Raw genomic sequence first — 25,557 nt, forward strand, 5'->3', positions numbered from 1 at the left:
ACAATTTGGCAGCATTTCCTTGCTATACTCGGCATCCATGGATTCCGGACTTCCCACATCCCTGGCCGCGCCCTCGCCGCTGGCGCGTGCACCCTGTGCCGTCCGCAGGCCGGGCGCTTCGCATGAATGGCTGCGCCTGCCGCCGGCGTCCTTGCAGGGCGCCCTCGTGGCCCTGGTCGGACGCGACAACCGCGACCTGGACCTGGATAGTGCGCAGCGCCTCTCGCACTTCCCCGCTTCGCCCCTGGTGACAATTTCCTGGTTCCGCGACGCCGACGTCGGCTTGGTGACCCAGGGCCCGGACGGTCCGTGCTGGCAACCGTTCAGCGCGCGCGTGGTCGTCTCCGGCACCTGGTCCCACCCGTCCGTCAGCTGGGCGCCATCGGCCGGATGCGGTTATACGGCCTGCTTCAACGCCGATGCGGCGCAGGCGTTGTTCGGCCTGGACCTCGCCGCGCTCCAGGAGCGCTTCGTTCCCGCCGACGTGGCGGCGGGCGCGCAATTCCGGGCCCTGTGGGATGCGCTGCCTGACGCCGGCGACGCCGACATCCTGCCGCTCCTGGAGAGCCACCTCGCACCGCGCTGGCAAGCCCGGCAAGGCCGTGCTTCCGGGCACGCATCGCTGCAACAGATGGGCCGGCACATGGTCGAGCGCCTGGCCTGGCAAGCCGGCCAGTGGGCGCGCGTGCACAGTCCGCGCCATGTGGAGCGCCGCATCAAATCCTTCAGCGGCCGCTCGCTGCGCGAATGGAACAGCCTGGTGCGCACCGAAGGCCTGTTCTTTGCGGCGCGCGAGCGCCACGAGGCCGGGCTGCCCTTCGACTGGGCCACGCTGGCCCTGGACGAAGGCTTCACCGACCAGGCCCACATGATCCGCAGCGTGAAGCGGATCACCGGTTTTTCGCCCACCGAGTTCGCGGCGCGCTTCCTCGAAGACGAATCGTTCTGGATGTACCGGCTCTGGGTCTGACGGCTGTCATTGCGCGGCGTTATAGAATGCCCACGTCTCATCACAACCGCAAAGGCGCTCACACGTGCAAGAGCAACACGCCTTCCCGTTTCTCCGGGAAATCATCCTGTTCCTGATCCTCGCCGGTATCCTCATTCCCACGCTGCAGCGGCTGCGCATCAACCAGGTGCTGGGTTTCCTGGTCGCCGGCACCCTGCTCGGCCCCTTCGGCCTGGGCCTGCTCGCGGCGCGCTTCCCCGAGGTGACCTGGCTCACCTTCCCCAGCGGCCAGGGCGTGTCGATGCTGGCCGAAGTCGGCGTGCTGTTCCTGATGTTCATGATCGGCCTGGAACTGTCCGCGGCGCGCCTGTGGGCGATGCGGGCCTGGGTGTTTGGCGCCGGCTCGATCCAGGTGGCGGCCTGCACGCTCCTGATCGGCGGCGCGGCCTACCTGGCGGGCCAGCCGCTCGCCACCGCGGCCATCCTCGGCGTCGTGCTGTCGCTCTCGTCCACCGCCGTCGTCATGCAACTCATGACCGAGCAGAACACCACCAGCACCCGCCTCGGCCAGGCGGCATTTGCCGTGCTGATGCTGCAGGACCTTGCCGTGGTGCCGATCCTGGTGCTGATCGGCGTGCTGGCGCGCGGCGGCGGCGACGATGCGGCCACGCTGGCGCTGGTCGCCCTGGCGAAAGCCGGCGGTGCGATTGCGCTCATTTACCTGGTCGGCCGGCGCGTTATCCACCCGCTGTTCAAGGCCTTTGCGCGGCACCGCCAGCCGGACGTCTTCATGGCGCTAATCCTGCTCAGCACCTTCGGCATCGCCGGCTTGTCCGCCGCGGCCGGGCTGTCGATGGCGCTCGGCGCCCTGATCGCCGGCTTGCTGCTGGCCGAAACGGAATTCAAGCACGAAGTCGAACTGATGGTCGAGCCGTTCAAGGGCCTGCTCATGGGCCTGTTCTTCATGTCGGTCGGCATGAGCATGGACATGCGCCATGTCGTCGAGGCGCCGCTGTGGCTGGCCGGCGCGGTGCTGGGCCTCGTGCTGATCAAGGCAAGCGTGGTGACGCTGCTGTTTCGCGCCGGGCGCCTGCCCTGGTGCCGCGCGGTCGAGGGCGGCCTGCTGCTGTCGCAAGGCGGCGAGTTCGCCTTCATCGTGCTCGGCTACGCCATGACATCGAAACTGCTCGACCCGACGCTCGGCGCCCGCGTCATGCTGGCGGTCGGCCTGTCGATGTTCATCACACCGATGCTGGCGCGCCTGGGGCGGGCGATCGGCGAGCGCGGCGAGCGTGCGGCCAGCGAACGCGCGGCGCACAAGGACGAGGAGGCGCTGGCGGCGGCGCGCGGGCAGATCATCATCGCCGGCTTCGGGCGCGTCGGCCAGCAGCTGGCCAAGCTCCTCACCGCCCAGGGCATCCCGTTCATCGCTTTCGAAAACGACGCGCGGCTGGTCTCGAAACTGCATGCGCAAGGCGTTCCGGTCTTCTTCGGCAACGCCTCGCGCCCCGAGCTGCTGCGCCTCGTGCATGCCGAGAAGGCGCCGGCAATCGTCCTGACGATGGACAATCCGGCGTTGGCGTTGCAGACCGTGCACGCGATCCGGCGCGACTTCCCGGATGCGCCCCTGTTCGTGCGCTCGCGCGACGAAAGGCATGCGCGGGCCCTGACACGCGCGGGGGCCACGGTGGTCGTGCCCGAAACGCTCGAAGCGAGCCTGCAGCTGTCGGCCTTCGTCCTCGAATCGATGGGGCTCGACGAGCGCACCGTGGACGACATCGTCGACAACGAGCGCGACCTGTTCGCCGCCCAGCTCAACGACGCCGGCCTGCGCGAGGCAGGGTCGCACCGGACCTGACGCCGCGCGCCCGGCCCGGGAATCGAACGCGGCGCTATAATCGCCTTCGTTCGAACTTGTCAAAGAGACCAGCAATGACACAATCCGGTTCCACCCCGAAGGCGCTCGGGCATATCCGCGTGCTCGACCTGTCGCGCGTCCTCGCCGGGCCGTGGTGCTCGCAAAACCTGGCCGACCTCGGCGCCGACGTGATCAAGATCGAGCGCCCCGGCAGCGGCGACGACACCCGTGCCTGGGGTCCGCCCTACGCAAAGGACGCCGCAGGCCAGGACACGGGCGAAGCGGCCTATTACTTGTCCGCCAACCGCGGCAAGCGCTCGGTCACGGTCGATATCGCCAGCCCCGAGGGCCAGGCCCTGGTCCGCGAACTGGCGCGCCACTCGGACGTCGTGCTCGAGAACTTCAAGGTCGGGCACCTGAAGCGCTACGGGCTCGATTACGACTCGCTGCAGGCGATCAAGCCGGACCTCGTCTACTGCTCGATCACAGGCTTCGGCCAGGACGGACCGTACGCACACCGCGCCGGCTATGACTTCCTGATCCAGGGCATGGGCGGCCTGATGTCCGTGACCGGCGAACGCGACGACCTGCCGGGCGGCGGCCCGCAAAAGGCCGGTGTCGCACTGACTGACCTGATGACCGGCATGTACGCCACAATCGCCGTGCTGGCCGCGCTCACGCACCGCGACCGCACCGGCGTTGGCCAGTACATCGACATGGCGCTGCTCGACACGCAGGTGGCGATGCTGGCCAACGTCGGCAGCAATTACCTCAACAGCGGCAAGGCGCCCAAGCGCTGGGGCAACGCCCACGCCAACATCGTGCCCTACCAGACTTTCGCCTGCCTCGACGGCCACATCATCGTCGCTGCCGGCAACGACGGGCAGTACCAGAAATTTGTGGAAGCCGGCGGCCGGCCGGACTTGGCGAGCGACCCGCGCTTCGCCACCAATCCGCTGCGCGTACAAAACCGCGACGTGCTGGTGCCGCTGCTGGCCGAGATGGTGGCCACGCGCAGACGCGACGAATGGATCGCCATGCTGGAAGCGGTCGGCGTGCCCTGCGGACCGATCAACGATGTCGGCGAAGTCTTCGCCAACGAACAGGTGCAGGCGCGCGCCATGGCGGTGGAACTGCCGCACCCGGCAGCCGGCAAGGTCACGCTGGTGCGCAATCCGATGAAGATGTCGGCGACACCCGCGACGAGCGGGATTGCGCCGCCGCTCCTCGGCCAGCACACCGAGGAAGTGCTGCGCGATGTGCTGGGCAAGAGCGGGGACGAGGTAAAGGCACTGCGCGAGCGCGGGGTGGTATGAACGGTACTTCTGCCGTGTGGTACGTCGGGTAGCACGGCCGCCCGACGCACGTGTTCAGAATTGAATACGCCGGCCCAGCGTCCTGCCGGGCCGGCGTCGGTACAAGTACAGCGCTTAATGCAGCTTGTGCTTGAAGTCGGACAGCTCGGCATGCACGCGGGTGACGACCGCCTCCAGATGCGCCGGCATCTGCGGCATCGACCGGCTGATGCGCTTGGCTTCGTCGCCCATGTCTTCCAGGCTGTCCACGCATTGCACGATGCGCGCCTCGTCGTTCGACTGCATCACATCCTGCGCCTGTTGCACCTCACGCGAAATGCGCTCAATGCAAGCGCGCATCTCAGGCGGCGTATCCTGTGACGCCTTGCAGGCCTGCTCGGCTTCGCCGATGGTCTGCTGCAGGTGGCTGTAGCGTTGCTGAATTTCGTTTGCTTGCAGCATGATGACCTCCTCAAAGAGAGAGCGAACAATTTTAGCGCTGACGGGAAATGCGTGCGCTGTGCACACTGTAGCTTTCTAGAAATAGCGTCCCTTAAGTCTGACTACGATCCCACCGTCCGATTTCGATACCGCAGGAGGTCTCGACATTAAGCATCACTGCGCGTTCCTGAAAAATTCGGCGAAAGTCTGTACAAGTAGGCGTAAAGTGGCAACCAGTCTTTCGGCACCCATCCCCTGCAATGGTGCGGCTCATCGTCCTATTGCGTTCCTGCGCCCGGCTAATCTACGTGCTCCACCAGATACCAAACGCAGGGCCGCTCCTCGAAGATAGGCTGCTCATCGTATTTCTCTCCAGTTGTCGGTTCCAGCAAATCCTGATGGCCGACGAGCGCCCTTGCAACCGGTGCTACGGCATAATTGGTGCTGAGAAACTGAGCACAACTCTGCGGTACGTTAGAGACATAGATCCCGCTCGTTTCCGTTTTCTTGCCTGACTCCACCTTGACACTTTGACTGATCCGATAGGCAGGCCATTGCGGTGGCTTAGTGATAGGCACAACGCCGCCCATGTAGGGCGACAATGGCAACTCGTCCCAATACGCTCCCTCAGTCAAGACAATATTGTGCGCAATTTCGACACATTTGTTCAAATATCCGCCGTAGCGATTTTCGTCCGCCCTCGACATCCACCCTGACCAGTAATCCATCTGGCTGAGCGCAAAGCGGAAAACTGTTCCCCATACTGGAAATAGCGGCATGAATTCGTGCTCGCGGGTGAAAAGTAAAATCCCTCTTTCAATAAAATTTCACCTACCTCGAAGCACAATGCTTCCGGTCCTGCCAACGCTGACTTTCCTGTGCTGTCCAAGGTGGAAGCGCTAATAGTTGTCCGTTGACCAGGACTTGCCGCTGCCGATAATGCAATCAGCTACTGCTCTTGGTTTGCATCCCATTGCCAATAAGTCTTCCCGTAAGATGAGCTCAGATTCGGCGCAGTCTCAGCAATAGCGAAATAGCGTCGCGTTCCAGGCATTGATGGCGTGAAATAATATCCCTCTTTCGTGCATAGCTCTCCACCTGCAATGCGATTGTGCACTTCAGACTGTACAACTTCCGGCTCATGGAATAAATCCGGGCCCTCGAATTCGCCTGGAACAATATCGACCAACGCCCATTGGCATGGCCGTGATTTGAACGCGGAACGTGCCACCGCCGCTGGCGCGAGCGACGGGTAGGGTTCTCCGTAGAGAAAGACTGAATCACGGAAACGCTCCGCGTACGGTTTTGCAGTCGCGAACTCGAACATTTTCGCTTCATCGAACCACAGCGACTGACGCCCCACAAAGGAAAGTGCAGCAAGGCCAATTTCATTAAATGTGTTAGACGTCCGAATTTTCGGGCCAGCAGGTTCGCTCCAAACGAACTGCAATGACGCATGCGGATCGTCAACGGACATATAAACGCCGGTCTGCGGTGGCACCTCACCGGAGAAGCCACTAACCTCTGCGCGCACTTGGAACTTAGGAACTTTCAACATGAGTCGGGCAAACGCTCGATAAACGTAGGCGAAACGGTAGTCGTTCCACTTGTTTTGGTATATTTCCACCGATTTATCGTGAGGCGCAGCATATTCGCTGATAGTGGCAAGTGCCAGGTTCAAGAGCCGCTCTTCACCTGGCGTTGTCCAATCAGTAGAGTACTCTGCTACTCCCCTCAGCGATTCGTTAACAGCCGTCACACTGAACTGTTTTGCCTGGCGCCGTGCGATGCTTGTAGCAATTGATATCTGGAGGTCTCTCAGAAACGGCCAAGCATTATTCTCCCAATTACTCGAAAAATTTCTTTCGCCCCAAGTCTCGCTAAACAATACGTTATCTCGCCCCTGAGCTTTCGCTGCTTCCAGCAGAGGATCCACGAAGCCGTTAAGCAGGTCTCCTACCATTTTGTGTAGACCAATCAGGTACTCGGCCGACGTAAAATGATACAGCATTGCGGCCTGAGCTTTCTGCCATGAGGTCAGGTGAGTCGGCATATCATTCTTCGTGATAAAAGTCATCGTCTATCGTCCCGTTGATGTTATTTGTCCAGGCAAATCGGGAAGACCAATTTTTGATGCCATCCCGGCTCCATCAAATTCAGTGTACCCCCATCCCGTTTCAAAGGGACCACTGATGTTGGGGTGAGCTATTTTTTCTCGAACAGACAGGTGTGAATCAAAGAAAGCCTTCCGCTGAGATGCATTCATTGTTGCGGTTATTGAAGAGACTTCGCTCTGCGTCATCGGCTTCCCCAATCTTGGATTGTTCCCGCCACCCACCTTGTAGTACAGCATGCGATCATTGCGTGGATCGGTTCGCTCTACCTTAAAAACAATTTGCTCGTACCCGCCTTCCAGCTGGTAGCCGGGCAAACTGCTTTTCGTCTGGCTTGATGCTGTACCCCGCCAAACGTTAAGAGACTCTCCTGCCTTGATGTCGTAGATCACAAATTGGCCGTCAACATTCCAGTCCGGCCAGACAGCAAGGAACTGACGCCAGGCTGACTTCGGATCGGCGGCACTCTGAAGCTTTTTAAAAACTTCCTCGCTTACCCAGCAATCGCTCATTCCCCGACTATTCGGTGCGAGAATTCGGTATAGACGAGCTGGCCCTTTGATTGCCGCAGCCGTTAACGTGTGAAACGAGCGGATATTCTCGTCTGTTAAAGCGGGAAATATATCCTTACGATCTTTAGGTTTTCCACTGGCGGTTTTGCTCGAAGCTTTAGCATCGACGTCAAAGCGTACGTCATCGGGTTCAATCTCAGGATGAACAGCACCAGCTTTTTTTGTGAGCCATTTTGGTTTCCGCTTACGCATCAATGCTACTGCTGCCGCCTCCGGTAGCGCCCCCCTGTAATGGATGTTCTTCACGTCGACGATTCCGTTCCGACTCTGCAGCGCTTCCCGTTCCAGTCGTAATATCGCGGTGTCGACTATGTCTTGCACGGGCTTCAATGCCCGGGCGAAGTGCTTGTCTGCCGCTAACCGAATCTTCTTAATCTCCACCAAAGCTTGCTTTGCTTTGCCGCCGAGTACGGGAACAAGCTGAACTTTGCCGCTCATTACCTCTACGACTTTAATCGTTCTGTCAAACGCTGCTGTCAACTCGCTTACCTTGATCTTTGCCCGAACACCCTTGATTTCAGTGGCCAACCATTTCAATATCTCGTCGACTTTGTGAGCCTTCAAATACTCCTGTACCCGACGACGACGGAGAAATGAGATGGTCCAGCTCATTGCGGCATCGACCGCATCCGATATTTTGTCCGCGCCATACTTCCAGACAAATCCGAAGAATATTTTGAGGACGCCTTTTACTAGCGACCCCAAAGCGGGAAAAAGTCCAATAAGCGTCAACACTAGTGCGACCCAGTTCCAGAGGTCCGTCTGGTCTTTCGAGAGCTTTCTGCAGTTTGCGATAAGGTCGCGTAGATCGCATACCTGATCAACAAGGGGGATCATTGAGATGCCCGCATCGATGAGAATCTGCGAGGTCGACCTGTTCTCATTGAAGTCTCCTTCGATCGCTTCCCAAAACCATACGAACGGGTTCGTACTCAGCGCGTGTGCTTCTTCTTCGTCTGTCGCCCAGGCTAGCGCGTCGCGCAATTGTGTCGCATTTACCTCTGCCATCAAGTACTCCCTGGGGTGAAGCAGGATTTGAAAGAAGCGGTGTGATTAGCCAATCAACTTTTCTAGCGGATCATGTGATGGCTCTTTAGTCGGCTTGCGTGGCACATACACGACCTTCTTGACCGGCTTATTCAGAACGTTCTCGTGCATTGCCTGGCCATCCTTGTCGAGTGTTCCGGACAATACTGATCCTTCTTCAAAATGGATCTGGTAGTCGACGTCGGGTATCCCTTCTGCCAGTTCAGGGTCGAGATAGTGCAAGGCAATCCAGTGCTTGGCTTCCTCGCTCAGTTCACCAGGCAGATTGGGTGAATTAGCGGCTTTGCGTGCGCCGCCATCGAACAAATGCTTCCCCCCCTTCACCGAAAACTTCCCCGGGCAAGCAAACGTAATATCTCCCCCCTCCAGCGTGATCGCCGACTGCCCCGCCTGCAGCACGATCTTTTCCTTGGCCTTGATCTCGATGCAGTCGTTCACCGACATCACCGTGATCTCCTTGTCCGCCAAAATTTCCAGCCCATCGGTATGCGCCTGCAGCGATACCGGGCCATTCCCCGCAATCGCCTGGATGCCGCCCGCGTGGGTGAACAGGCTGGCGGCTCTCCCGGCCACGGACGAGACCGTATGCGCCGCAGTCATGTGCAGGTCCGATTGGGTCGTCCATTGCAGCTGCTGCCCGGCGTAGATCACGGTCGATCCCAGCGTGGCCCAGTTGATGCTGGCCGCCGAGTCCATCAGCACGATCGCTGCGCCGAATTTTTCTACCGGTTGCGAAGCGTCGAGATCGCGCGCGCCGGGCTGTGCCCTCAATGCGGTGTGCCCGTTGACGGCGCCGGCGTGCTTTCCTTTGGCCTTGGGATCGATTTGCGCGATCAAGGCGGCCTGCGCCTTCGCCCCATCCTTGCTGAACAGCGCCTGCTGCTGCGCGGCCGCGTCGCCCAGCGTCTGGCCGAGCGCGGCAGCGCCCTTCAGCAGCGACAGCGCCTCCATCGCATCCATCTGCGTCGAGCTCACGCCGCTACCCTGGCGCGAGCGCGCGCTGGTCGACAGCAGCACGCCCTCGCCTCCGCGCAGCACGGCCCACGCATCGGTGCGCAGCTCGAAGCCGCTGCCGCGCCAGGCGCCGCGCTGTGCGGAGCCCGGCACTTGATGGATCAGGTAGCCGAGGTTGAGTTGGGTCGCGCCGGTGCTGGTGGCCAGCCGGGTGCGCAGCTGGCCGGTGGCATCGTCGAGCTGCCACTGGTTGAATCCGCCGCCGTCGAAGTTGTGGGTGTGGATGCCGGACAGGACGCCGGCATGGTTCGCGCCCGAGTCGACGCCGGCGGCAAAGGGCGGCGCATCCGCGCCGTTGTAGAGCTGGGCGACTATCACGGGACGGTCGATGTCGCCTTCAATAAAATCGACCAGCACTTCGGTGCCGATTCTCGGCACAAACTGGGTTCCCCAATTGGGGCCGGCCAGGGCTTCGGCCACGCGCACCCAGGCGCCCGAGGTGTCGTTACCGGGTGCGCAGCCCTTGTCGTCGGTGTCGTGCGCCATGCCGCCGGGGTTGGCGGCGCGTCCGCGCTGCCATGCGAACTGCACCCGGACCTGATGGTCGCGGTTCGTGGTGGCGACCGAATCGCTCAGCCCAACCACCAGTGCGCACTGCGGCCCGGGCGCGGTGGCGTTGTGCGGCGCGCTTGTCAGCGCCGGGACGATCGCCACGGCGTCGCGCACGCAGCCAAAAGTGTTGCGATAGGTGCCGTTTTCCACCCCGTCCGCCCTGCCCGCGATCCCGGTGTGAAAGTTGTTGCGCGCGTCGTGCCGCACCCACAGCACCGTAAAGGCGTTCTCACCGATTGGATAGCGCTCATGCTGGGTCAGGGTGAACGTGTGGCCGGCCGCAAGCCGCCGGACCGCGCCGGCGCCCTCGAATACCTTGTTGTCCATCTCGAGCGCCTGCAGCATGCCGCTGCTGTGCGTGTCCGCCGTGCGGCGGTCGCTGGCGATGCGTTCGCCGCTGCCGTCGTAGACCGCCAGCTGCGGCAGGTCGCCCGCGTCGAGGTTCGATTGCTGCTCGGCGCCCGGGGCGAGCAATTGCGCGGGATCCCAGCTGCTGATGCTCACGCTATTGGCCGCTGCCGCGCGGCGCGCCCGGAAATCGTCGATCGCGTCGTCCCGTTCGGTGGCGCGCACGCCGTGGAAGCGGATGGCGTCGATGCCGGGTATCGCGGGCAGGCGCGCCCTGCTGTCGAAGATGACAAGGCGGTGCCGGGCCTGGCCGTCGTTCCCGGCCGGCTCGTGTTCGAAGCGCCAGCTCAGGCCCTCGGACGCGAGCAATCGGACAAAGAAGTCGAGATCGCTCTCGCGGTACTGGGTGCAGATGGCGCGCGCGGGCAGTTCCCGGGTGATGTCGAAGTCAAAAGCGACGGGCGGATAATCGGCCAGCAGTTCGATCACGATATCGCGCGCGTTCTTGTCCTGGAAGATGTAGCTGTCGCGCCGCAGCGCCAGCAGCGCCAGGGCCGGCTCCAGGCGCAGCCGGTAGCGCGCGACGCCGCCGTCGGCACCCAGCCACATCGCGCCGGTGCAGATGCCGTGCCACTGCCGGCGCGCGCCATCCGGCTGCAAGAGCCCGACCGTGAGCTCTTCGCCGAGAAACAGCGACAGGTCCAGGCTTGTAGCCGTGCTGAGCGCATCGATATCGAAGGAGAACAGTTCGTTGACGGCTTCGCGGCCGGTGAAGCGCTCGGCCGCCAGCGCTTCGGGCAGGCCGCTATCCTGGGCGGTGGTGAGGGTGATCAGGCGGGCATGCTGGCTGAGACCAGTGCCGAACAGTCCGAGGGAGGAGAAATCGGGTGCGTTCATGCGCACACCGGGACCGACATCGCTGCCATCTGCGCACTCCTTTGCATTTCCGGATGGATACCAACCGTCGATGTTACCGGAGCGTCAGTATGCAAAGATGAATGTGAGCATGACCCGCATCAATCCTTGAGCGGGTTATGAATTGCGGCTAGCCGGGCGGCGTGGGCGACGTCGAGTCGAGCGGCGCCAGGCCCCGCAGCCGCAGCGCGATGAGCATTGCCGCCACCAGGATCGCGCCGAGCAGGGCGACAACGCCGCTCCAGCCGCCGTGCTCCCACACGTAACCCGCCACCCAGCCGACCACGCTCGATCCAAGGTAGTAGAAGAACAGGTAGAGCGCCGAGGCGAGCGCCTGCGGTGGCCGTGCGCGCCGTCCGACCCAGCTGCTCGCCACCGAATGCGAGGCGAAAAAGCCGAAAGTGTAGATGCCGACGCCGACCACGACCGCGGCCAGGTTGCCGAGCAGGGTCAGCAGCAAGCCGACGGACATCAACGACATCACCAGCCACAGCACGTTGCGGCGCCCCAGGCGGTCGGCCAGCTTGCCGGCCCAGACCGAACTGAAGATACCCAGCAGGTAGAGCACCGACAGCGCCCCGACTGCGCTCTGGCGCAGCGAAAATTCAGGTCCGAGCAGCCGGTAGCCGATGTAGTTATACAGGCTGACGAAAGAACCCATCAGCAGGAAGGACAGCACGAACAGCCAGGGCAGCCCGGCGTCGCGTGCGTGCTTGCGCATGCCGTCGACCAGGCCTGCAAAGCCGCCCTTCCCTGGCCGGAAGCGTTTTGAGCTTGGTAAGCTGCGCCAGAATTCCCAGGCCGCGTACAGGCCCGCCGCGCCCAGCAGGCCCAGGGCCATGCGCCATGAATAAAAATCGCTGATGACCGAGGCCAGCACGCGCCCCGTCATCCCGCCAAAGGCGCTACCGCTGATGTACATGCCCATCGACAGGCCGAGCGAGCCCCCTTCGATCTCTTCGCTCAGGTAGGCCATTGCCACGGCGGGCAGCCCGCCCAGCATGAAGCCGAGCAGCGCACGCAGCACCAGGAGCTGGGTGTAATCGCGGGTAAAGGCGGCGAGCAGGGTCAGGAGGCCTCCGCTGAGCATGGACGCGGCCATCAGGGGCTTGCGACCGAAGCGCTCCGACAGCACGCTCGACAGCAGCAGCGAGATCGCCAGTGCGGCGGTGGAGATCGACAGGGCCAGGCTGCTCTGGGCAGGCGTCAGGGCAAAGTCGCGCGCCAGCAAGGGCATCAAGGGTTGCACGCTGTAGAGCAATGCGAAGGTGGAAAAGCCACCGAAGGCCATGGCGCGGTTGATGCGTTTGAAGTCGGTGCTGCCGGCGGTGATGGCGGGAGGAGACATGGGGGATCGCGCTTGGTTATCGGTGACGCACGTGTGTGTTGAACGCGTGGACGGGAAACCCGTCCACCCTACGCCGGCTTGCGGAACCTTACCTGTTATCGGAAGGGTGTAGGGTGGACGGCTCTGCCGTCCACGCGTTCAACGCACGCCAGCCCATCGCGACGCGACGCGACGCGCTTACGGATACTCGGTATCCAGCTCCGACCCCGCATAGTTCTCCAGCTCGGCCACCAGCTGCTTCATCGGTGCCTTGCTGCGGATACTCTGGAACAGGGTGCAGCTGTGGCGGTAGGCCTGCACGCGCTCGGCGATGATGGCGCGGTGCGGCGCCGGCACCTTGTCCAGCAGGGCCGCCCAGCCGGCTTCGAAGTCCGGATTGTTCTTGCGGACCGACCTGACGAAGCCCTCGAACTCCTTCTGGCCGGTGCGGGCGACGATGGTGCCGCCGCCGTCGATGGCGAAAATGATCGCCAGCGCGATCACGCCTTCCGCGTTCAGGTCCGGGTCGGTGACCGGGCCCTTGTAGTGGTTCTTGCGCAGCCACTGGGCGGCGCGCACGATCGCCTGCACGCCTTCGCGCTGGCGCAACTGGCCGAGGTAGCGCTCGTAGCCGGTCCAGGTTTCGCCCGGGTCGGCCGTGCAGATGTCGACGAACAGCTCCTTCAGGCGCCGGTTCGAGTAGATCGGATCGAGGTCATATTCGCCGACCAGGCTGTCCTCGGGTAGCGCGGATAGTTCGCGGATCATGCGGAAACCCGCCTGGAACACGTACTCGGCGCCATCGGTGATGAGGATGTCGAGCGCAGTCTCGTCGCTGTCGTCATCGACCAGGTGCTCGAGGCCGAGCGACATGCCGCCGACGGTGAGCATCAGCGCGCGCTGGATGCCTTCGGCGGTGCGGTCGTTGGTGAACTTTTCAGCCACCATCGCGGTGATCGAGGACAGCTCGTCGGCCAGCGCGATCGCCTCGTCGGCGTTGGCCTGGCTCGGAAGCAGCTTGATTGCCCGCACCAGGCGGGGCAGCTTTTCGATGACGATTGCGGGCAGCATCGTTGCTTGTGCTCCGCTCACGAGAAGATGTCCGAACCGATGCTCTTGCGCGTACTGCGGCGCGGCATGGTGCGGACCGACGGCACCTGCTTGCGCAGGCGGTACAGCAGGTCGCGCGTAGTGCGCTGCTGAAAGCTGGGGTCTTCGTCCGGGTCGTCCGGGAACTCGGCCTCGGCCATTTCGTTGCTATGGCGGAATTCCGGGAAGAGTTCGATCAGGGAACGCTCCCAGCCGTCTTCGCTGGCCCGCGCCAGGTCGATCGCCAGCGGAATGATGTCGCTGTCGGACGAGGTCTGACCCGTGACGTAGCGGCCCTTCAAGTTGATTTCGCCGGCCACTTCCATGATCTCTTTCGGGGCCAGCGACCACAGGATGGCGAACACGGTCGCGCCGTGGTCGGTGGCGGAGGCTTCAGCCAGCAGGTCGTGGCGGCGCTCTTCGTCCTCGGTGGCGTAGACAACGCCATGCACGTGGTTGAACAGGCCCTCGGCGATGCGCTCGGGGTCGTCCTCGATCATGTTGTCGGGCCAGGTCGCGGCCAGGTAGGCCAGGCTGTCGGCCCAGGCCTTGGGCGGCACGAGCATGGTCGCCAGCGAGGTCTTGCTGCCGTCGAAGCCGGCCAGGTGCAGGGCTGTGACCTGCGGCGGCAAGGTCGACAGCACTTCGGCCACGGCATAGTCGCCGTGCTCGTCGGCCGCCTTCGAGAACGCCTCTTCGGCGTGCTGCAGGGAGCCGGCCAGTACCAGTTCGCTGACCTGCTCCCTCAGCGCCGGCAGGTTGGCGTTGTTGCTCGCTTTGTCGCTCATTCGCGTTCTCCTTCGCCGTCGAAGATCTGGGTGAAGTCGTCGGTCGCCGCCACGTCGTCCATCTCGTCGTCGTCGCCCTCGTCGTTCTTGCCGAGCTGCTCGAGCGACTGGTCGTCGTCTTCCCAGCGCTGCTGGTGCTTGAACAGGAAGGCGGTGATGATCGCCTGGCGCGCCAGCTCCGGATAGTTTTCCGTCATCGCCGCGTACATCGCGGCGCCGACCTCGCCCGTGCACTCGGCCATTGCGAACACGCTTGCCGGATCGCTGCCGGCATAGTCGGCCGCTTCGCGCATCAAGCCCTTCGGGTCGAGGAACTTGATCTTGTCAACGAGGGCGAAGGCCATCAGGTTGACGTCGTCGATGCCGGAACCGCCGGCGTATTCGGACACCAGTGCGTCGACCATCATGTTGTAGTTCTTGCGGTTGGGCGGATCGCCCAGCGTGCCGTCGATCTGGCCTTCGAGTTCGCGCGACTGGTAGGCGAATTCCGGATGTACTTTTTTCATGTTGTGTCCTGTAAATGCGTGTCTCGTAAATGCGATGCGCAATCGCTGCGCCGGCCCGGTCAGGGCTGCAGGGTGACGCCGTTCAGCGCGAACAGCGAGCGCCACAGCTCGAAGGCCTCGGCTTCGGCGTCGAGCACGATGCGGTGGTTCACGCTCTGGTTGTATTCCTCGCGCCTGGCGCGGTCCGACAGGATTTCGTAGGCTTTGGTGACGGCCTTGAAGCGCGCCTCCGCGCCCGGGGCGTCGTTTCGGTCGGGGTGGTAGCGCATCGCCAGCGAGCGGTAGACCTTCTTGATCTCTTCGTCGCTGGCATTCGGCGCGACGCCGAGGATCGCGTATAAATTTTCCACGTTTGGAACTCTCTGGCTGGTGCCGAGGGACGGCAAAAAAGGATTATCCTATAGAAAGGGCTAACTTGACAGGCTGCCACGACGCAGAAACGTCCCCTGCTGCCCGCCTGTCGCCCGCAATCAGCCCTGCCTGCCCCAGGATTTGCGTACAGTATGACCTGTGCATAAACAGCGAACCGTGCGCTTTACCACATAGCCAGAACGCGTGCTCGTGTCTACGGTAAAATGCCAGTTACTTTACCCTCCGAACCCCGATTTCATGAGCATTGAGAAGAACAAAGCGGCGACGGCGAACGCGCCCTCGTCAAATTTCCTGCGCGCCATCATCGACAACGACTTGGCGGCCGGCACCCACACGCGCGAGGGTATGCCTTCGGTCATTACCCGCTTCCCGCCGGAGCCGAACGGCTACCTGCATGTGGGCCACGCGAAATCGATCTGCCTGAACTTCGGCCTGGCGCGCGACTACGCCGGCCGCTGCCACCTGCGTTTCGACGACACCAATCCCGAGAAGGAAGACCAGGAATACGTCGACACGATCATGGACAGCGTCAAGTGGCTGGGCTTTTCGTGGGAGCAGGGCGGCGAGGAATACCTGCACTACGCCAGCGACTACTTCGACCAGCTCTACGCGATGGCCGAATACCTGATCGAACAGGGCTACGCCTATGTCGACAGCCAGAGCGCCGAAGACATGGCGAAAAACCGCGGCAGCTTCGGCACGCCGGGCACGAATTCGCCCTTCCGGAATCGTCCGGTGGCAGAGTCGCTGCAGCTGTTCCGCGACATGAAGGCCGGCAAGTACAAGGACGGCGAGCACATCCTGCGCGCAAAGATGAGCGAGGACGCCATGGCGTCCCCGAACATGACCAACCGCGACCCGGCCCTGTACCGCATCCGCCATGCGCACCACCACCGCACGGGCGACGACTGGTGCATCTACCCGATGTACGACTTCACCCATCCGCTGTCGGATGCGCTCGAATCGATCACCCATTCGATCTGCACGCTGGAATTCCAGGACCACCGCCCGTTCTACGACTGGCTGGTCGCCACCGTGGCCGAGGGCGGCTTCTTCCAGCCGCCGGTGCCGCGCCAGTACGAGATGTCGCGCCTGAACCTGACCTATGTCGTCATGTCCAAGCGCAAGCTGCGCCAGCTGGTGGATGAAAACATCGTCACCGGCTGGGACGACCCGCGCATGCCGACCATCGTCGGCCTGCGCCGCCGTGGCTACACGCCGGAATCGATCCAGCTGTTCTGCGAGCGCATCGGCGTCTCGAAAGCCGACGGCTGGATCGACATGAGCACGCTGGAGGGTTCCCTGCGCGACGACCTCGACCCGAAGGCGCCACGCGCCATCGCCGTGCTCCGCCCGCTGAAACTGATCGTGGATAACTTCCCCGAAGGCGAAGCGCACGAATGCACCTCGCCGGTCCACCCGCACCACCCCGAGATGGGCGTGCGCACCTTCCCGTTCACGCGCGAACTGTGGATCGAGCAGGAAGACTTCATGGAAACCCCGACCAAGGGTTATTTCCGCTTCACGCCGCCGGTCGGTGACCAGCCCGGCAGCCGCGTGCGCCTGAAGTATGGCTACGTGGTCGAGTGCACCGGTTACGACAAGGACGAGAACGGCAAGGTTACGGCTGTGCACGTGAACTATTTCCCGGATTCGAAATCGGGCACGCCGGGCGCGGACAATTACAAGGTCAAGGGCAACATCACCTGGGTCAGCGCCGCCACCGCGCTGGAAACCGAAGTGCGCCTGTACGACCGCCTGTTCCTCGATCCGCATCCGGACGCGGGCGGCAAGGACTTCAAGTCCCTGCTCAACCCGAACGCGCTGGAAACCGTCACCGCCTACCTGGAACCGGGCATGGCGGCGGCAGTTGCCGAGCAGCGTTTCCAGTTCGAGCGCCACGGTTATTTCGTGGCTGACCAGGTCGATTCGCAGCCGGGCAAGCCGGTGTTCAATCGGGTGACGACGCTGAAGGATAGCTCGGGCAAGTAATTGCCTCGAACCTGCTCTGACCGGTCCCGCCCAGGGTTTCCTGCGGCGGGATTTTTTTCGCCAGTCGCCCGTGCGACACAACTAGCAGAACTGACAGGTTTCATGCAGGGGCGGTCTGGTGGATTCTGATTCATATCAAACAAGCACATCAATTGGATAGGAAATGGAAACCAGGGCCGACCCGGTCACGCGGATTAAAGCGATCAAGCTGGGTTCCTGGTTAGGCGCCCTGCTGTCGCTGGGCGTAGGTGTCGGCTTGTACGTCAGCACCAGCCAGGCGATCGAAAACGACGCGCGAGCACGTTTTACCCATATGGCCCGCAACGTCCAGTCGGTTCTCGACGGGCGCATCAAGACCTACGCGGACCTGCTGCGCGGAACAGCCAGCCTGTTCCGCGCAGCCGACGAGATTACACGCGAGGAGTTCCATCGCTATGTATCCGGTCTCGACCTTCCCCGCCACTTCCCCGCGGTCGAGTCGATTAACTTCGCCCAGCATTTCTCTGATGCTGAACGCGACCGGTTCGAAACAAAAATGTTGCAAAACGTCGACGGTCGCGGGCGCAATGCGAGTATCAGGCCCGAGGGTCGGCGCGCTGAATACACGGTGCTGACCTTCATGGAACCAGGCGCAGCCTGGGTCAATCGGATCGGTGTTGACATCCAGAACAGGGAAGGCGCTGCAGCGCTCCTGGCGCATGCGCGCGACACAGGCGAAGTATTGACTACAGGCGGCCCGGTGCTGATCGGATCGAAAGTGGTCGGCCTGGCAATGCGCTTTCCGGTGTACCGCACCGCCACGCCCTTGCAGGATGTGGCCCAGCGCCGCGCCGCCTACATCGGTTCGGTCGGGATCGGATTCAGCGTCAGCAGCCTCGCCCAGGGCGTGCTCGACAACATGCCGAAAAACGCGACACGTCTCGTGATTGCCGGAACGAGTCCGGTCGCCGAACCCGACACGCCGGGTATCTACCTTCGCACCGTGTTGTTTGACAACCTGCCTGGTGCAATCCCCGACGAACAGGCCGAGTTTCATGCACGATTGCCGTTGGGCCCCGGCGGACGCGGATGGGACATTGATTTCACCGTGAAGAAGAGCAGTATGTATTCCGACATCGACAGCGTCCTGCCTTGGGTAGCGATGTTGGCCGGAATGATTGGCACTGCCCTGCTGTATGCGCTGTTCCAGACACTCAGTTCGTCGCGCCGGCGTGCCATCAGGCTAGCCGAAGAAATGACCGGGGAATTGCGGGCGAGCGAAGCGAAACTGCAGAAAACCAACGACAACCTGCGCCGCCTGGCGGCGCATGCGGAGAGCATCAAGGAGAGCGAGCGCAAGCGCATTGCGCGCGAGATCCACGACGACCTCGGGCAGAACCTGCTGGCGCTGCGCATCGAGGTCGACCTGCTCGCCTCGCGCACCAACGGGCGCCACCCCCGCCTGCATACGCGGGCGCGCTGGATGCTCGAGCAGATCGACGCGACGATCAAGAGCGTGCGCCAGATCATCAACGACCTGCGACCGAACGTGCTCGACCTGGGCCTGACGGCGGCGGTTGACTGGCAGATCGCCGAATTCCAGCGGCGCACGGGCATCGCCTGCGAACTGGTCTCGCACAACAACGACCTGCATGTGAGCGACCGCTGCGCGACGACGCTGTTCCGCATTCTCCAGGAGTCGCTCACCAATGTCTCGCGCCATGCGCGCGCTACCGCAGTGCGGGTGGAACTGGCGGTCGATCCGGATTCGATCTGGATGACAGTCAGCGACAACGGCATCGGCCTGACCCAGACCGGCGGCCAGAAGCCCGGTTCCTTCGGCCTGGTTGGGATCGAAGAACGGGTCCGCATTCTCGGCGGCAAGTGCCTCATCACCAGTGGACCGGATCGCGGCACGACCGTCCATGTGTCGATTCCCTCCGCCGACAATCTCCTTTCCGTGGCCTATGTGCCCCCTGCTTCCTATCCCGCGTTCGATGGAATGTAAGCGCAGCGATTCCAGCCTTGTAGTCCTACTTCCCGTCCTGTTGTAGGCGTATTTGCCACAAGAAAATTGTTGACGCGACTCAACTTGCGGAAAATCAACGAATTTCGGGCGCTTGCGGTAGACAATCCATATCAATGCTTCGCGTCAACATTGACGACAACAACAACCCCTGAGGAGGGCTGACCATTTGCCAGCATCACTACATCGATAGCCAGAACACCAACTCAAAATAACGATGCAGTAGCCAAAACAAAAGGATAGATCATGATCTCGAATAACAACTTCGCCCGCATTGCCGCCCTCGATTTGAACCCGATCAAAGTCAAACTGATGCACAAGGAATCTGGTGAAGGCTGGTCGCCAGAACACGCCAACGCCATCGAAAACGAGTACCGCCGCTTCCTGTACCTGATGACCACCTTTCCGAATGTGCAAATGGCGCCGCGCGTGGATGTCGACACGTTCTGGCATTACCACATCCTCGACACGATGAAATACGCTCGCGATTGCGAGCAGGCCTTCGGTTACTTCGTGCACCATTACCCTTACCTCGGCTTGATGGGCGAAGACGACAAGGAGATGCAGCAGCAGGCTGGCGAGCGCATGCGCGAGCTGTATGAGTCCACCTTCGGCCTGTCGTATGTGCGTCCGCTGAGGACCGACGGCGCCATGGAAGCTGCTGATGTGCAAACGGCATGCGCTCCCACCATGAGCCAAGCAGCAAACTCGGCCTACTGCATCGGCGTCGGCACCGGCCCCGGCATACTGAAGGCAGCCGATGTACAGGCCGCCTACTGCATCGGCGTCGGCACCGGCCCCGCCATGCCCAAGGCAGCCGACGTCCAGACCGCCTATTGCATCGGCGTCGGCACCGGCCCCGGCATGTTCAAGGCAGCCGACGTCCAGACCGCCTATTGCATCGGCGTCGGCACCGGCCCCGGCATGTTCAAGGCAGCCGACGTCCAGACCGCCTACTGCATCGGCGTCGGCACCGGCCCTGGCATGCTCAAGGCAGCCGATGTCCAGACTGCCTACTGCATCGGCGTCGGCACCGGCCCTGGCATGCTCAAGGCAGCCGATGTCCAGACTGCCTACTGCATCGGCGTCGGCACCGGCCCCGGAAAGGCCGTCCCGCAAGCAGCCTGATTTCACATGTTCCGGTGGCCGCGCAAAGGATGCGTAGGCCACCGGTAATATACATCCTGCGTCGACTCTCTACTACGGCCCCCATGCGGTACCCACCCGTCCTGGAACATCGCGCAACTATCAACGCCGCTAGGTTTCAGCCGGCCACTATCTGGAGGATTCTGATCCACATCAAATAAATCGCGGCTAAATGGATGACATGGGTACGGCAGCTTGGATCACACGGATCAAATCGATCAAGCATGGCGCCTGGTTGGGCGCGCTGCTGTCGCTGGGCGTCGGAGCGGGCCTGCATGCCAGCACCAGCCAGTCGATCGAAAACGACGCGCACAAGCGTTTCGACCAGACGGCGCGTACCGTCCAGTCAATCCTCGATGGGCGCATCAAGACCTTTGCTGATTTGCTGCGAGGAACCTCCAGCCTGTTCCTCGCGGGCGAGGAAGTCTCGCGCGACGAATTCCGCCGATACGTGGCCGGCCGTGACCTTCCCCACCAGTTCCCCGCTATCGAGACGATCAACTTCGCGCGTAGCATCACCGATGCCGAACGTTCCGGCTCCGAAGCCCGGATGTTACAAAACATCGATGGACGGGGGCGCAGCGCCAGGATTGTGCCCGAGGGCCGCCGCCCGGAATACACCGTGCTGACTTTCGTCGAACCAGTCACGGCCCAGGCGGAACAAATCGGCATCGACCTACAGGCGAGGCCAGGGGTTGCGTCGACCTTGGCGAACTCACGTGACACCGGCGAAGTGTCGACTTCGAGTGTGCGGGTGAAGGTTGCGTCGAAACCAAGCGGCCTGGGAATGCGCATGCCAGTCTACCGCCCGTTCATGCCCCTGCAGGATGTATCCCAGCGTCGCGCTGCCTACCTCGGTTCGGTCGGGATCGAGTTCAGCGCCGACCGCCTCGCCCAAGCCGCGCTCGACAACATGCCGAAAAACGCCACCAGGCTCGTCATTTCCGACATGAGTCCGCTGGAGGATTCTGGGGCAGATCCAAGCGCCTCCCGACGTACCGTGTATTTCGACAACCGTCCGGGCGCTGCGCCGGACGAGCGAGTCGAGTTCCGTGCGCTGCTGCCGGTCGGGGTCGGCGGACGCGGCTGGGACATCGATTTCAGCGTGGACAAGCGCAGCATGTATTCCAGCATCGACAGCGCCCTGCCTTGGGTAGCGATGTTGGCCGGAATGATTGGCACTGCCCTGCTGTACGCGCTGTTCCAGACGCTCAGTTCGTCGCGCCGGCGTGCCATAGGCTTGGCCGAAGAAATGGCAGGGGAACTGCGGGCGAGCGAAGTAAAACTACAAAAAACCAATGACAACCTGCGCCGCCTGGCGGCGCATGCGGAAAGCATCAAGGAAAGCGAGCGCAAGCGCATCGCGCGCGAGATCCACGACGACCTCGGGCAGAACCTGCTGGCGCTGCGCATCGAGGTCGACCTGCTGGCCTCGCGCACCAATGGGCTCCACCCGCGCCTGCGCACGCGCGCACGCTGGATGCTCGATCAGATCGATGCCACCATCAAGAGCGTACGCCAGATCATCAACGACCTGCGACCGAACGTGCTCGACCTGGGCCTGACGGCGGCGGTTGACTGGCAGATCGCCGAATTCCAGCGGCGTACCGGCCTGGCCTGCGAACTGGTGTCGCACAACCTCGACCTGCATGTGAGCGACCGCTGCGCGACGACGCTGTTCCGCATTCTCCAGGAGTCGCTCACCAACGTATCGCGCCATGCGCGCGCTACCGCAGTGCGGGTGGAACTGGCGGTCGATCCGGATTCGATCTGGATGACGGTCAGCGACAACGGCATCGGCCTGATCCAGACGGGCGGCCAGAAGCCCGGTTCCTTTGGCTTGGTTGGCATCGAAGAGCGGGTGCGTATCCTGGGAGGCAGGTGCCTCATCACCAGTGGACCAGATCGCGGCACGACCGTCTATGTCTCGATCCCGGCGGCCTCGAACCTGCTCTCCGTGGCCCCGGTGCTGGTGCCCGAATACCTGGCGGAAGCGGGGCCTGATCGTATGTGGCGTCTGCCACAGGAAATCAGTTGACCTTGCTCATGTCACGGAAATCAATGGGCTGAGCTTGCGATAGAGAATCTCAACCGATGGTTTCCCAGTATTCACTAAGAGCAGCCACCGGATGAGAATGACCTACTTGCCAGCATCGCTCATCGATGCCGCAGCGCCAATTAAAACAACGATGCAATACCAAGACAAAAGGATAGATCATGATCTCGAATAACGACTTCGCTCTCATCTCCGCCCTGGACCTCAACCCGATCAGGAAGAAGCTGATGCATGTGGAATCCGGCGAAGGCTGGTCGCTGGAACAGGCCACCACCGTGGAAACCGAGTACCGCCGCTTCCTGTACCTGTGCAAAACTTTCCCGAATGAACCGGTCGCTCCGCTCGACGACGTTGACACCTTCTGGCACTACCACATCCTCGACACGATGAAGTACGCCCGCGATTGCGAGGAGGTCTTCGGCTATTTCCTGCACCACTATCCCTACGTAGGAATGGACGAAGAAAACGGCAGCGGGGAGCGGCATAACGCAGGCGAGCGCATGCGCGAACTGTATGAGTCGAGCTTCGGCGTGTCATATGTGCGTGCCGCCGGTGTCATTGGCGAGCGTGCGCCGACTAGCGCCGTCCAGACGGCATGGTGTACCGGCACGACGGACATGAAAGCTGACGCCGCCCAGACAGCATGCTGCTTCGGCACGGGCGGCCCGGGCATTGCGAAGCTAGCCGGCGCCCGAACCGCCTACTGCATCGGCGTGGGCAATGGCCCGGGCATGGCCAAGTCAGCGTGATACTTCCCACGTCCCGGTGGCTGGCCGCAGCGTGCCCAAGCCACCGGGTGATGTACCTGGTACGCAGCAGGATCGTCGCGCCGATTGGTGAGGTGTTGTGAACGCCTGCTTACGGCTTCTTGCTTTGACGCGCGCGCAGCTGCTGCCTTTCCTGCGTCTGCTGCTTGTTCTGCTTGCTTTCGAATAAAGCCTTTGCCTCTTTTTTTGCCTGATCGACCGTCCGCATTGCCTCGTGATCGTCATGCGCCACGAAATAATCGTCAGCCTGGGCGTCGACGACCAGCTTGATGGCGGCCTCGTCGTCGAGGTCGTAGATCTCGGTGAGCAGGGTCGTTATTTCGTCCAGGAATGCTTCGTAAGTCAGGGTCGTCATGATGGTGGCTCTTGTAAATTGCTTTTCGGGAAGGGCCGCTATTCTACCAGCGGCCACTGTGCCAGCGCGTGCTGGACGCTAGGGTAGCGCAGCCGCACGCCGAGCTCGCGCCGCATGCGCGTGTTGTCGAGGCGGCGCGACTCCGACATATAGGACAGCAGCACCGGCGACACCACCTCGCGCAGGTCGGCGCGCGGCAAACGCGGCGGGCGCGGTAGCCGTGCGGCGTCGGCGACGGCGTCGAAATAGTCGGCCATTTTCAGGCGCGTGTCATCGGATGCATGATAGACCCGCCCGGGGCGCGCGCGAAACAGTGCCAGCGCGACAATCTTTGCCAGGTCGTCGGCCTGGATGTGGTTGGTATAGACATCGTCTTCCGCCCGCAGGGCCGGGGTGCCCTCGCGCAGGCGCTTGAGCGGCAGGCGGTCCGCCGCATAAATGCCGGGCACGCGCAGGATCGCCAATTGGCCGCGCGCGCGCCGCGCCCAGGCGCGCAGGACGCGCTCGGCATCCACGCGCCGTGCCGCCCGGGCGTTTTTCGGCGCAACAGGCCGGGTTTCGTCGATCAAGGCCCCGCCGCAATCGCCGTAAACGCCGCTCGTGCTGACATAAACGACATGCGCCCCCTCGGGTAGAATGGCGGTCAAGTTACGTGTGCGGACGTCGCGGGCGCCCGCGGGCGGAGGCGGCGCCAGGTGCACGACGGAGTGCGCGAGCCCGCGCAGGCGCGCCAGCGTTGCCGGCTGGTCGAGGTCGGCAATCACCGGCATCGCCCCTGCCGCGCGCAGCGCAGCTGCATGCTCTGGGTCCCTCGTCACGGCAAACACGCGAAAGCGCGGTACCACCAGCGGCAGCAGGCGCATGCCGACATCGCCGCAGCCGACCAGGAGCAGGCGCGGGCGCCCAATAGGCACATTCGGCGAATTCAGAAATTTTTTGTTGTAGTTCATTTTGAGGATTGTATGACGTTCCAGATCACTGTCCAGCCAAGCGGCCACCAATTCGCCTGCGAAGCCGACGAAACCGTCCTGTCGGCCGCGATCCGCGCCGGCGTGGGCCTGCCGTACGGCTGCAAGAACGGCGCCTGCGGCTCGTGCAAGGGCAAGGTCGTCGACGGCGTGGTAGCGCACAAGCCGCACCAGGCGCGCGCCCTCACCGAGCAGGAAAAGCTGCAGGGCATGTCGCTGTTCTGCTGCGCGGTGCCGGACGGAGACGTCGTGATCGAGGCGCGTGAAATCGCCGGCAGCAGCGAATACCCGATCCGCAAGATGCCGACCCGGGTACAGTCGATCACGCGCGCGGCGCCGGACGTGGCGATCGTCACGCTGCAGCTGCCGGCCAACGAGGCGCTCGCGTACCGCGCCGGCCAGTACGTCGAATTCCTGCTCAAAGACGGCAAGCGCCGCGCCTACAGCATCGCCAGCGCGCCTTCGCTGGAGCGCCCGCTCGAGCTGCACATCCGGCACCTGGCCGGCGGCCTGTTCACCGACCACGTGTTCGGCGCCATGAAGGAGCGCGACATCCTGCGCTTTGAGGGACCGCTCGGCACCTTCTTCCTGCGCGAGGAATCCGATAAACCGATCGTGCTGCTCGCCTCGGGCACCGGCTTCGCTCCCGTCAAGGCCCTGGTCGAACACCTGATGCACCTGAAGTCGACGCGCCCGGTCCGCCTGTACTGGGGCGGGCGCCGTCCGCAAGACCTGTACATGCACGAACTGTGCGAAGCCTGGGCCGCCACCCTGCCCGACTTCCAGTACGTGCCGGTGATCTCGGACGCGCTGCCGGAAGATGCCTGGACGGGCCGCACCGGCTATGTGCACGCGGCGGTGATGCAGGACATCCCGGACCTCTCCGGCTGGCAGGTGTACGCCTGCGGCGCGCCGGTGATGGTCGATGCGGCGCGCAGCGAGTACGTGGCGCAATGCGGACTGCCGGCGGAGGAGTTTTATGCGGATGCGTTTACGACCGAGGCGGACCTGGCGCGGGAATAAGGCGTAGGGTGGACGGCTCTGCCGTCCACGCGTTCAATCAGACCAAATCATCCGAGCA

At 62.7% G+C, this 25,557-nt stretch carries 21 protein-coding genes; 9 read left to right on the plus strand and 12 right to left on the minus strand.

Going from position 1 to position 25,557, the window contains the following annotated elements; all coding sequences use genetic code 11:
- The first annotated feature begins 37 nt into the window (after nucleotides 1-37).
- From ACFPN5_RS22230 to ACFPN5_RS22240, 3 genes are all read left to right on the plus strand, one after another.
- A complete protein-coding gene (locus tag ACFPN5_RS22230; protein WP_379786014.1) occupies nucleotides 38-970 on the plus strand; it encodes an AraC family transcriptional regulator in 933 nt (310 codons plus the stop codon).
- Nucleotides 971-1,034: 64 nt separating this feature from the next.
- Entirely contained in the window at nucleotides 1,035-2,807 is a 1,773-nt protein-coding gene (locus ACFPN5_RS22235; RefSeq protein ID WP_379786015.1) for a cation:proton antiporter domain-containing protein, read from the plus strand.
- 74 nt (nucleotides 2,808-2,881) lie between these two features.
- On the plus strand, nucleotides 2,882-4,123 hold the full coding sequence (locus tag ACFPN5_RS22240; RefSeq protein WP_379786016.1) for a CaiB/BaiF CoA transferase family protein: 1,242 nt from the start codon (nucleotides 2,882-2,884) through the stop codon (nucleotides 4,121-4,123).
- 114 nt (nucleotides 4,124-4,237) lie between these two features.
- Here ACFPN5_RS22240 and ACFPN5_RS22245 read toward each other — a convergent pair whose 3' ends face one another.
- The 10 genes from ACFPN5_RS22245 to ACFPN5_RS22290 all read right to left on the minus strand — a co-directional run bounded on the left by ACFPN5_RS22245 (nucleotide 4,238) and on the right by ACFPN5_RS22290 (nucleotide 15,165).
- The gene (locus tag ACFPN5_RS22245) at nucleotides 4,238-4,564 is read right to left on the minus strand and encodes a hypothetical protein (RefSeq protein WP_379786017.1); all 327 of its coding nucleotides are present in this window, start codon (nucleotides 4,562-4,564) and stop codon (nucleotides 4,238-4,240) included.
- A 278-nt stretch (nucleotides 4,565-4,842) separates the two neighbouring features.
- Nucleotides 4,843-5,322, minus strand: a complete 480-nt coding sequence (locus ACFPN5_RS22250) for a hypothetical protein (RefSeq protein ID WP_379786018.1) — start codon at nucleotides 5,320-5,322, stop codon at nucleotides 4,843-4,845.
- A 170-nt stretch (nucleotides 5,323-5,492) separates the two neighbouring features.
- Entirely contained in the window at nucleotides 5,493-6,620 is a 1,128-nt protein-coding gene (locus tag ACFPN5_RS22255; protein WP_379786019.1) for a hypothetical protein, read from the minus strand.
- Between the two features lie 3 nt (nucleotides 6,621-6,623).
- Nucleotides 6,624-8,237 carry a hypothetical protein gene (locus ACFPN5_RS22260; RefSeq protein WP_379786020.1) on the minus strand — a complete coding sequence of 538 codons (1,614 nt, stop codon included), beginning with the start codon at nucleotides 8,235-8,237 and terminating at the stop codon, nucleotides 6,624-6,626.
- Nucleotides 8,238-8,282: 45 nt separating this feature from the next.
- Nucleotides 8,283-11,087: a type VI secretion system Vgr family protein gene (locus tag ACFPN5_RS22265; RefSeq protein ID WP_379786021.1), complete on the minus strand. Its 2,805-nt coding sequence runs from the start codon at nucleotides 11,085-11,087 to the stop codon at nucleotides 8,283-8,285.
- A 148-nt stretch (nucleotides 11,088-11,235) separates the two neighbouring features.
- Nucleotides 11,236-12,453 carry an MFS transporter gene (locus ACFPN5_RS22270; protein WP_379786022.1) on the minus strand — a complete coding sequence of 406 codons (1,218 nt, stop codon included), beginning with the start codon at nucleotides 12,451-12,453 and terminating at the stop codon, nucleotides 11,236-11,238.
- Nucleotides 12,454-12,630: 177 nt separating this feature from the next.
- A complete protein-coding gene (locus ACFPN5_RS22275; protein ID WP_379786104.1) occupies nucleotides 12,631-13,503 on the minus strand; it encodes a hypothetical protein in 873 nt (290 codons plus the stop codon).
- Nucleotides 13,504-13,520: 17 nt separating this feature from the next.
- Nucleotides 13,521-14,309 carry a hypothetical protein gene (locus ACFPN5_RS22280; protein WP_379786023.1) on the minus strand — a complete coding sequence of 263 codons (789 nt, stop codon included), beginning with the start codon at nucleotides 14,307-14,309 and terminating at the stop codon, nucleotides 13,521-13,523.
- A complete protein-coding gene (locus ACFPN5_RS22285; protein ID WP_379786024.1) occupies nucleotides 14,306-14,815 on the minus strand; it encodes a hypothetical protein in 510 nt (169 codons plus the stop codon). Before ACFPN5_RS22285 ends, ACFPN5_RS22280 begins: the two co-directional genes overlap by 4 nt.
- A gap of 59 nt (nucleotides 14,816-14,874) precedes the next feature.
- Nucleotides 14,875-15,165, minus strand: coding sequence for a DnaJ domain-containing protein (locus tag ACFPN5_RS22290; RefSeq protein ID WP_379786025.1), 291 nt, complete (start codon nucleotides 15,163-15,165; stop codon nucleotides 14,875-14,877).
- Nucleotides 15,166-15,424: 259 nt separating this feature from the next.
- Here ACFPN5_RS22290 and ACFPN5_RS22295 point away from each other — a divergent pair, with 259 nt between their 5' ends.
- From ACFPN5_RS22295 to ACFPN5_RS22315, 5 genes are all read left to right on the plus strand, one after another.
- Nucleotides 15,425-17,179, plus strand: coding sequence for a glutamine--tRNA ligase/YqeY domain fusion protein (locus tag ACFPN5_RS22295; protein ID WP_379786026.1), 1,755 nt, complete (start codon nucleotides 15,425-15,427; stop codon nucleotides 17,177-17,179).
- Between the two features lie 256 nt (nucleotides 17,180-17,435).
- A complete protein-coding gene (locus ACFPN5_RS22300; RefSeq protein ID WP_379786027.1) occupies nucleotides 17,436-19,166 on the plus strand; it encodes a sensor histidine kinase in 1,731 nt (576 codons plus the stop codon).
- A 264-nt stretch (nucleotides 19,167-19,430) separates the two neighbouring features.
- A complete protein-coding gene (locus ACFPN5_RS22305) occupies nucleotides 19,431-20,312 on the plus strand; it encodes a glycine-rich domain-containing protein (protein WP_379786028.1) in 882 nt (293 codons plus the stop codon).
- A gap of 199 nt (nucleotides 20,313-20,511) precedes the next feature.
- Nucleotides 20,512-22,368 (plus strand): sensor histidine kinase, encoded by a 1,857-nt coding sequence (locus ACFPN5_RS22310; protein WP_379786029.1) that lies wholly within the window; start codon nucleotides 20,512-20,514, stop codon nucleotides 22,366-22,368.
- A gap of 179 nt (nucleotides 22,369-22,547) precedes the next feature.
- Nucleotides 22,548-23,135 carry a glycine-rich domain-containing protein gene (locus tag ACFPN5_RS22315; RefSeq protein WP_379786030.1) on the plus strand — a complete coding sequence of 196 codons (588 nt, stop codon included), beginning with the start codon at nucleotides 22,548-22,550 and terminating at the stop codon, nucleotides 23,133-23,135.
- Between the two features lie 109 nt (nucleotides 23,136-23,244).
- Here ACFPN5_RS22315 and ACFPN5_RS22320 read toward each other — a convergent pair whose 3' ends face one another.
- Both ACFPN5_RS22320 and ACFPN5_RS22325 read right to left on the minus strand, forming a co-directional pair.
- Entirely contained in the window at nucleotides 23,245-23,508 is a 264-nt protein-coding gene (locus ACFPN5_RS22320) for a hypothetical protein (protein WP_379786031.1), read from the minus strand.
- A 38-nt stretch (nucleotides 23,509-23,546) separates the two neighbouring features.
- Nucleotides 23,547-24,458 (minus strand): sugar nucleotide-binding protein, encoded by a 912-nt coding sequence (locus tag ACFPN5_RS22325; protein ID WP_379786032.1) that lies wholly within the window; start codon nucleotides 24,456-24,458, stop codon nucleotides 23,547-23,549.
- A 12-nt stretch (nucleotides 24,459-24,470) separates the two neighbouring features.
- Here ACFPN5_RS22325 and ACFPN5_RS22330 point away from each other — a divergent pair, with 12 nt between their 5' ends.
- Complete coding sequence (locus ACFPN5_RS22330; protein WP_379786033.1) at nucleotides 24,471-25,499, plus strand: CDP-6-deoxy-delta-3,4-glucoseen reductase; 1,029 nt, start codon at nucleotides 24,471-24,473, stop codon at nucleotides 25,497-25,499.
- Nucleotides 25,500-25,557 lie beyond the last annotated feature (58 nt).

This window comes from Massilia niabensis (genome assembly GCF_042655085.1).
GTDB classification, from domain to species: domain Bacteria; phylum Pseudomonadota; class Gammaproteobacteria; order Burkholderiales; family Burkholderiaceae_D; genus Telluria; species Telluria niabensis.

Coding starts and splice junctions, on each gene's coding strand:
- ACFPN5_RS22230 (WP_379786014.1), top strand. CDS start 38: ATGGATTCCGGACTTCCCACATCCCTGGCCGCGCCCTCGCCGCTGGCG.
- ACFPN5_RS22240 (WP_379786016.1), top strand. CDS start 2,882: ATGACACAATCCGGTTCCACCCCGAAGGCGCTCGGGCATATCCGCGTG.
- ACFPN5_RS22245 (WP_379786017.1), bottom strand. CDS start 4,564: ATGCTGCAAGCAAACGAAATTCAGCAACGCTACAGCCACCTGCAGCAG.
- ACFPN5_RS22250 (WP_379786018.1), bottom strand. CDS start 5,322: ATGCCGCTATTTCCAGTATGGGGAACAGTTTTCCGCTTTGCGCTCAGC.
- ACFPN5_RS22255 (WP_379786019.1), bottom strand. CDS start 6,620: ATGACTTTTATCACGAAGAATGATATGCCGACTCACCTGACCTCATGG.
- ACFPN5_RS22260 (WP_379786020.1), bottom strand. CDS start 8,237: ATGGCAGAGGTAAATGCGACACAATTGCGCGACGCGCTAGCCTGGGCG.
- ACFPN5_RS22265 (WP_379786021.1), bottom strand. CDS start 11,087: ATGAACGCACCCGATTTCTCCTCCCTCGGACTGTTCGGCACTGGTCTC.
- ACFPN5_RS22270 (WP_379786022.1), bottom strand. CDS start 12,453: ATGTCTCCTCCCGCCATCACCGCCGGCAGCACCGACTTCAAACGCATC.
- ACFPN5_RS22275 (WP_379786104.1), bottom strand. CDS start 13,503: ATGCTGCCCGCAATCGTCATCGAAAAGCTGCCCCGCCTGGTGCGGGCA.
- ACFPN5_RS22280 (WP_379786023.1), bottom strand. CDS start 14,309: ATGAGCGACAAAGCGAGCAACAACGCCAACCTGCCGGCGCTGAGGGAG.
- ACFPN5_RS22285 (WP_379786024.1), bottom strand. CDS start 14,815: ATGAAAAAAGTACATCCGGAATTCGCCTACCAGTCGCGCGAACTCGAA.
- ACFPN5_RS22295 (WP_379786026.1), top strand. CDS start 15,425: ATGAGCATTGAGAAGAACAAAGCGGCGACGGCGAACGCGCCCTCGTCA.
- ACFPN5_RS22305 (WP_379786028.1), top strand. CDS start 19,431: ATGATCTCGAATAACAACTTCGCCCGCATTGCCGCCCTCGATTTGAAC.
- ACFPN5_RS22310 (WP_379786029.1), top strand. CDS start 20,512: ATGGGTACGGCAGCTTGGATCACACGGATCAAATCGATCAAGCATGGC.
- ACFPN5_RS22315 (WP_379786030.1), top strand. CDS start 22,548: ATGATCTCGAATAACGACTTCGCTCTCATCTCCGCCCTGGACCTCAAC.
- ACFPN5_RS22320 (WP_379786031.1), bottom strand. CDS start 23,508: ATGACGACCCTGACTTACGAAGCATTCCTGGACGAAATAACGACCCTG.
- ACFPN5_RS22325 (WP_379786032.1), bottom strand. CDS start 24,458: ATGAACTACAACAAAAAATTTCTGAATTCGCCGAATGTGCCTATTGGG.
- ACFPN5_RS22330 (WP_379786033.1), top strand. CDS start 24,471: ATGACGTTCCAGATCACTGTCCAGCCAAGCGGCCACCAATTCGCCTGC.